The sequence below is a fragment of the Streptomyces sp. 130 genome, from assembly GCF_007096885.1.
GTDB lineage: Bacteria > Actinomycetota > Actinomycetes > Streptomycetales > Streptomycetaceae > Streptomyces.
In genome coordinates this window covers 52,063-58,373 of sequence record NZ_VJNO01000042.1, presented here as the reverse complement: position 1 = coordinate 58,373, position 6,311 = coordinate 52,063, and the positions used below count along the sequence as shown (strand labels likewise).

Genomic DNA, 6,311 nt, shown 5'->3' with positions numbered 1-6,311 from the left:
CCTTCGGTCTTGCGTTTCCGACTCTATCAGACTCTTTCGTGTCCGATTCCCGGTCGAAGCGGGTCAAGCACTTTTCGCTTTCCAGTTCTTCGCTTTCGCGTTTCCCTTTCCGGCGGCTCCGACTTTATCAGAAGTTCTGAGTCGGAATTCCCACCCCCTCTCGGAAGCTTCGGGGCGCACAGGTGCGCTCGCTGCTTCCCGGTGAGGCGGAGACGTAAACGTACTGGAGCGGGGCGCCCCGATGCAAATCGAGGGCCCCGCTCCGGAGTTCGCGCCTGTCGGAGGGTCAGACCTCGACGACGACGGGGAGGATCATCGGGCGCCGGCGGTAGGTGTCCGAGACCCACTTGCCCACCGTGCGGCGGATCAGCTGCTGGAGCTGGTGCGGCTCCATCACGCCGTCCTGGGCCGACTTGTTGAGCGCGTCCTCGATCTTCGGGACGACCGCGGTGAACGCCGCGTCGTCGATACCGGAACCGCGGGCCTGGATGTGCGGGCCGCCCACGATCTTGCCCGAGGTGCTGTCGACCACCAGGAACACCGAGATGATGCCCTCGTCGCCGAGGATGCGGCGGTCCTTGAGCGAGCTCTCCGTGACATCGCCGACCGAGAGGCCGTCCACATACACGTAACCGGCCTGGACCTTGCCGACGATCTTCGCCTTGCCGTCGATGAGGTCGACGACCACACCGTCCTCGGCGATGACGATGTGGTCCTTCGGCACGCCGGTCAGGGCGCCGAGCTCGGCGTTGGCCCGCAGGTGGCGCCATTCACCGTGGACCGGCATCAGGTTCTTCGGGCGGCAGATGTTGTAGAAGTACAGCAGCTCGCCGGCCGAGGCGTGGCCCGAGACGTGGACCTTGGCGTTGCCCTTGTGCACGACGTTGGCGCCCCAGCGCGAGAGGCCGTTGATCACTCGGTAGACCGCGTTCTCGTTCCCCGGGATCAGGGAAGAGGCCAGGATGACCGTGTCGCCCTGGACGATGCGGATCTGGTGGTCGCGGTTGGCCATCCTGGAGAGGGCCGCCATCGGTTCGCCCTGCGAACCGGTGCAGACGAGCACGACCTCGTCGTCCGGCAGGTCGTCCAGAGTCTTGACGTCCACGACGAGCCCGGCGGGAACCTTCAGATAGCCCAGGTCGCGGGCGATGCCCATGTTGCGGACCATCGACCGCCCGACGAAGGCGACCCGGCGGCCGTACTCGTGGGCCGTGTCCAGGATCTGCTGGATGCGGTGCACATGGCTGGCGAAGCTGGCCACGATGATGCGCTTCTGCGCATTGGCGAAGACGTTGCGCAGGACGTTCTGGATGTCCCGCTCGGGCGGTACGAAGCCCGGGACCTCGGCGTTCGTGGAGTCGGAGAGCAGAAGGTCGATGCCCTCCTCGCTCAGCCGGGCGAAGGCGTGCAGGTCGGTGAGGCGGCCGTCCAGCGGAAGCTGGTCCATCTTGAAGTCACCGGTGGCGACGGCCATGCCCGCAGGGGTCCGGATGGCGACCGCGAGGGCGTCCGGGATGGAGTGGTTGACCGCGACGAATTCGCAGTCGAAGACCCCGATGCGCTCGCGCTGCCCCTCCGCCACCTCCAGGGTGTACGGACGGATGCGGTGCTCCTGGAGCTTGGCCTCGATCAGCGCGAGGGTCAGCTTGGAACCGATGAGCGGGATGTCCGGCTTCAGGCGGAGGAGGTACGGAACACCGCCGATGTGGTCCTCGTGGCCGTGCGTGAGGACGATGCCCTCGACGTCGTCCAGGCGGTCCCGGATGGTCGTGAAGTCCGGCAGGATGAGGTCGATCCCGGGCTGCTCCTCCTCGGGGAAGAGGACACCGCAGTCGACGATGAGCAGACGGCCGCCGTACTCGAAGACGGTCATGTTCCGGCCGATCTCGCCGAGACCGCCGAGCGGGGTGACCCGGAGGGCGCCCTTCGCGAGCTTCGGCGGGGTGCCGAGTTCAGGATGCGGATGACTCAAAAGACTCTCCTTACCACGCGCGCCACGTACCGCTTGGGCACGTGGCGCGCATGTCATTCGTGCACTTGCTGTTGTCTTGGGTGGTGCTGTGGTGCGGGTTTCCCCACGTGTTCAGCTGTGTCTCGCGTATTCAGTTGTGAAGTCGGTTGTCAGAGCTCTACCCCGCCGGCGGCGAGATCGATCTTGAGCTGGGCCGTCTCCTGCGCGGTCAGCTCCACCAGGGGCAGCCGGAGCGGGCCCGCCGGGAGGCCCTGCAGCGTCAGCGCGGCCTTGGTGGTGATCACACCCTGGGTGCGGAACATGCCGGTGAAGACCGGGAGCAGCTTCTGGTGGATCTCGGTGGCCTTCTGTACGTCTCCGCCGAGGTGGGCCTCGATGAGCGCCCGCAGGTCCGGGGTGACGACATGGCCGACGACGGAGACCACACCGACCGCGCCGACGGACAGCAGGGGCAGATTCAGCATGTCGTCGCCGGAGTACCAGGCGAGGCCCGAGCGGGCGATGGCCCAGCTCGCGCGGCCCAGGTCGCCCTTGGCGTCCTTGTTGGCGACGATGCGGGGGTGCTCGGAGAGCCGTACCAGCGTCTCCGTGTCGATCGGCACACCGCTGCGGCCCGGGATGTCGTAGAGCATCACCGGCAGGCCGGTGGCGTCCGCGATGGCGGTGAAGTGCCGCAGCAGGCCCTCCTGCGGCGGCTTGTTGTAGTACGGGGTCACGGCGAGGAGGCCGTGGACGCCGCTGCGCTCGGCGGCGCGGGCGAGCTCGATGCTGTGCCGGGTGTCGTTGGTCCCGATGCCGGCGACGATGTGCGCACGGTCGCCCACCGCTTCGAGGACGGCCCTGACGAGCTGGTCTTTCTCCGCGTCGCTGGTGGTCGGGGACTCGCCGGTGGTGCCGTTGATGATCAGGCCGTCGTTGCCTGCGTCCACCAGGTGGGTGGCGAGCCGCTGCGCGCCCTCGATGTCGAGAGCGCCGTCCGCCGTGAACGGCGTGACCATAGCGGTGAGGACCCGCCCGAAGGGGGTCTGCGGAGTGGAGATCGGAGCCATGGGTAACACGCTACTCGCTGCTCGACGCGTGGTGCCCCCTCGGGGGGACAAGCAAGAGGAGCCCGGCACTGCCTGCTCGGGGGTTCAAGCAGTGCCGGGTCCGTTTGATCAGCCTAGATGAACTTCTCGAAACGCCGCAATACGGACACCGCTCTATGGGGCGACGCGTCCATTTCTGTTGAAGGCTGCATGGGTGAGGGGCATCAGCCGGGCCCAGTGGGCCTCCATCTGCTCGCCCACCATCTCGATCTCCCGCTGCGGGAACGAGGGCACCTTCGCCATCTCGTGCTGCGTGCGCAGGCCGAGGAAGTGCATCAGGGAGCGCGCGTTGCACGTGGCGTACATCGTCGAGAACAGGCCGACCGGGAGCACCGCGCGGGCCACCTCGCGGGCCACGCCCGCCGCCAGCATCTCCTGGTACGCCTCGTACGCCTGCCGGTAGGACTCCTCCATGGCCCGGCTGGTGACCGCGTGCTGCTCCGGTGTGCCCTCGACGAACTCGTACTTGCCGGGGCGGCCCTGCTGGATGAGCTTGCGGGAGGTGTCGGGGACGTAGAAGACCGGCTGCAGCTCCCTGTAGCGGCCCGACTCCTCGTTGTACGACCAGCCGACGCGGTGCCGCATGAACTCGCGGAACACGAAGATCGGGGCGCTGATGAAGAAGGTCATCGAGTTGTGCTCGAACGGGCTGCCGTGCCGGTCCCGCATCAGGTAGTTGATGAGGCCCTTCGAGCGCTCGGGGTCCTTGGCGATCTCTTCCAGGGACTGCTCACCGGCCGTGGACACACGGGCGGCGAACAGGACGTCGGCGTCGCCCGCGGCGGACTTCACCAGGTCGACGGTGACGTCGCTGCGGAAATGGGCCTTCGTGGGCTCGGGGGTGTCGTCGGTCACCGGCAGGATCCTTCCAATGGCGTCGCTCGGGCGGCGCCCACTCTACGGGCCGGGCTCACAGCGTTTGCGCGCGGCTTGGGCGGGAACGTCTTTCCGGTTTTTTCTGATTTCATCGGGCGATTCGGGGCACCGATCGGGGTAGTCGTGCGTCTGACTCGTTAGCACCACCTGAAAGAGACTCCAAGGAGAGCCACCCCATGTTCCGCCGGCGTGAATCCGTCCCGTTCTCGTTCGTAGCCGAGGCCGAGCGGTTCCGCAGTAACGTCACACCGCCGCCCCGCCCCCGCAGTACGGTCTCCGAACGGGCCGGGCGCGCTCTGATCGGCCTCGTCGTCGTCGGCGGTATCGCGGGGTCGCTGCTCCTCGGCCTGCCGGCGCTGGGGCCCGAGCAGGCACCGGCGCACACACAGCAGACCGAGGCGGCGCACGGGCGCTGACCCGGACGGACCCCCTGGGGTGGTCGGTCCGGGCATCTCCTCGGTAGCCTCACCGGGCACAGCAATCGAGCGTGCTTGTGAGTGAGGATCAGTCGTGCCCCTGCCCTTTCTGACGGCCGACCGCGCATTCGACGCGAACGCGGAGGATGCCGCGCTGCCGTTCGACGACCACGACAGCTGGCGGCGGCCCTACCGTCCCGGTCCGTGGCGGGTCGCCGCCGCGGCCGGTCTGCTGCTGCTCGCCTCGTTCATCCTGATCGCCGGGATGATCATCGCGTTCGCCGGAGCGCTGCCCGGGGCTGGGGCGTGTCTCGCGCTCGCCCTCGCGATCATCCTGTGCGCCCTGCGGATGCTGCGCATCGGTGCCTGGGTGAGCCGGCACGGTGTGCGCCGGGTGGGCTTCTTCCGTACGACGACCGTTCCGTGGAGCCGGGCCACTGCCGTACGTACGGTGCAGCAGCCGGTGAAGTGGCTCGGGTTTCCCCGTACCGTGCAGGGCCAGGCGCTGATCGTCGTCCGTAAGGGCGGGGACGCCGTGCCGCCGCTGCTCACGGACTCCAACGCGGATTTTCTCGCGCGGGGGGAGGCGTTCGATCGGGCCGCGGACACGATTGAGGCGTGGGGAGACGAGTATCGCCCGCGGTAGCGGGTCCGTGGCGCGAGCCGTCCGGTGAGTGAGGTGTCCTCAATCGCCGGACGGCTCTTTTTTGTCCTCACACGCCGGACGGGCTGGAGGCGCCGGTCCGGTGCAGGGCGATTGCCCGCTGCATCGCCTTGCGGGCCCGGGGGGTGTCGCGGGCGTCCTGGTAGGCGACTGCCAGGCGGAACCAGCAGCGCCAGTCGCCCGGGTTGTCCTCCGTCTCCTCGCGGCGGCGTTCGAACACCGCGTCGGCGGAGGCCCGGTCGATGCGGCCGCTGGGGGTGCGCAGCAGTTCGTCGACGGGAAGGCCGCCCTCCGCGTCCAGTTCGGCGGCCAGGGCGTTGGCCCTGCGGACGAACTGGGTGTTCTTCCACAGGAACCACACGCCGATCGCCGGCAGGACCAGCACGGCGATCCCGAAGGTCACCGTGATGAGGGTGCCGTGCTTGATGAGCAGGACGCCACGGCTGCCGACCAGGACGAAGTAGAAGACCAGGACGGCAGCGGTGACGACGTAGGTGATCTTTGCGCGCATGGCGGGGCCAGTCAGTTCAGGTCGAGGAAGTGTTCCAGGCCGAACGTGAGGCCGGGAGTGGTCGCCACGCGGCGGGCGCCGAGCAGGATGCCGGGCATGAAGCTGCTGTGGTGCAGGGAGTCGTGCCGGATGGTGAGGATCTCGCCCTCGCCGCCGAGGAGCACCTCCTGGTGGGCAAGGAGGCCGCGGAGGCGGACCGAGTGGACCGGGACGCCGTCGACGTCGGCACCGCGCGCCCCGTCCAGGGCGGTGCTGGTGGCATCCGGCTGCGGGCCGCGGTCCGCCTCGCGGCGGGCCGCGGCGATGAGCTGGGCGGTGCGGGCGGCGGTGCCCGAGGGGGCGTCGGCCTTGTTGGGGTGGTGGAGCTCGATGACCTCGACGGACTCGAAGTAGCGGGCCGCCTGCTGGGCGAACTTCATGGTGAGGACCGCGCCGATGGAGAAGTTCGGTGCGATGAGCACACCGGTGCCCGGGGAGGCGGCGAGCCAGGTGTCGAGCTGCGCGAGCCGTTCGTCGGTCCAGCCGGTGGTGCCGACCACCGCGTGGATGCCGTGGCCTACGCAGTACTCGAGGTTTTCCATCACCGAGGCGGGGGTGGTCAGCTCAACGGCGACCTGGGCTCCGGTCTCCGCGAGGGTCTCCAGCTTGTCGCCCCGGCCGAGTGCGGCCACCAGCTCCAGGTCGTCGGCGGCCTCGACGGCTCGTACCGCCTCGGAACCGATACGGCCCTTGGCACCCAGAACGGCCACGCGCAGCTTGCTCATTGCTCTGCTTCCTTGAGGGT

General features: G+C 68.6%; 7 protein-coding genes. 2 read left to right on the top strand and 5 right to left on the bottom strand.

Annotated features, from left to right (window positions below; all coding sequences use genetic code 11):
• Positions 1-286: 286 nt before the first annotated feature.
• The 3 genes from FKN01_RS27500 to thyX all read right to left on the bottom strand — a co-directional run bounded on the left by FKN01_RS27500 (position 287) and on the right by thyX (position 3,915).
• The gene (locus FKN01_RS27500; RefSeq protein WP_143625234.1) at positions 287-1,972 is read right to left on the bottom strand and encodes a ribonuclease J; all 1,686 of its coding nucleotides are present in this window, start codon (positions 1,970-1,972) and stop codon (positions 287-289) included.
• Between the two features lie 149 nt (positions 1,973-2,121).
• On the bottom strand, positions 2,122-3,021 hold the full coding sequence (gene dapA, locus FKN01_RS27495) for a 4-hydroxy-tetrahydrodipicolinate synthase (RefSeq protein WP_143625232.1): 900 nt from the start codon (positions 3,019-3,021) through the stop codon (positions 2,122-2,124).
• 153 nt (positions 3,022-3,174) lie between these two features.
• The gene (thyX, locus tag FKN01_RS27490) at positions 3,175-3,915 is read right to left on the bottom strand and encodes an FAD-dependent thymidylate synthase (protein WP_143625230.1); all 741 of its coding nucleotides are present in this window, start codon (positions 3,913-3,915) and stop codon (positions 3,175-3,177) included.
• Positions 3,916-4,112: 197 nt separating this feature from the next.
• On the opposite strand from thyX, the gene FKN01_RS27485 reads away from it, so the two are divergent.
• Both FKN01_RS27485 and FKN01_RS27480 read left to right on the top strand, forming a co-directional pair.
• A complete protein-coding gene (locus tag FKN01_RS27485; RefSeq protein WP_143625228.1) occupies positions 4,113-4,352 on the top strand; it encodes a hypothetical protein in 240 nt (79 codons plus the stop codon).
• Between the two features lie 94 nt (positions 4,353-4,446).
• Positions 4,447-4,998 carry a hypothetical protein gene (locus FKN01_RS27480; protein ID WP_143625226.1) on the top strand — a complete coding sequence of 184 codons (552 nt, stop codon included), beginning with the start codon at positions 4,447-4,449 and terminating at the stop codon, positions 4,996-4,998.
• 67 nt (positions 4,999-5,065) lie between these two features.
• Here FKN01_RS27480 and FKN01_RS27475 read toward each other — a convergent pair whose 3' ends face one another.
• Complete coding sequence (locus FKN01_RS27475) at positions 5,066-5,527, bottom strand: tetratricopeptide repeat protein (RefSeq protein WP_143625224.1); 462 nt, start codon at positions 5,525-5,527, stop codon at positions 5,066-5,068.
• 11 nt (positions 5,528-5,538) lie between these two features.
• Complete coding sequence (gene dapB, locus FKN01_RS27470; RefSeq protein ID WP_143625221.1) at positions 5,539-6,291, bottom strand: 4-hydroxy-tetrahydrodipicolinate reductase; 753 nt, start codon at positions 6,289-6,291, stop codon at positions 5,539-5,541.
• Between the last annotated feature and the right edge of the window lie 20 nt (positions 6,292-6,311).

What these genes read in the sequence shown, in the direction of transcription:
- FKN01_RS27475 (WP_143625224.1), bottom strand. Translation starts at nt 5,527, where the DNA reads ATGCGCGCAAAGATCACCTACGTCGTCACCGCTGCCGTCCTGGTCTTC.
- dapB (WP_143625221.1), bottom strand. Translation starts at nt 6,291, where the DNA reads ATGAGCAAGCTGCGCGTGGCCGTTCTGGGTGCCAAGGGCCGTATCGGT.
- FKN01_RS27485 (WP_143625228.1), top strand. Translation starts at nt 4,113, where the DNA reads ATGTTCCGCCGGCGTGAATCCGTCCCGTTCTCGTTCGTAGCCGAGGCC.
- dapA (WP_143625232.1), bottom strand. Translation starts at nt 3,021, where the DNA reads ATGGCTCCGATCTCCACTCCGCAGACCCCCTTCGGGCGGGTCCTCACC.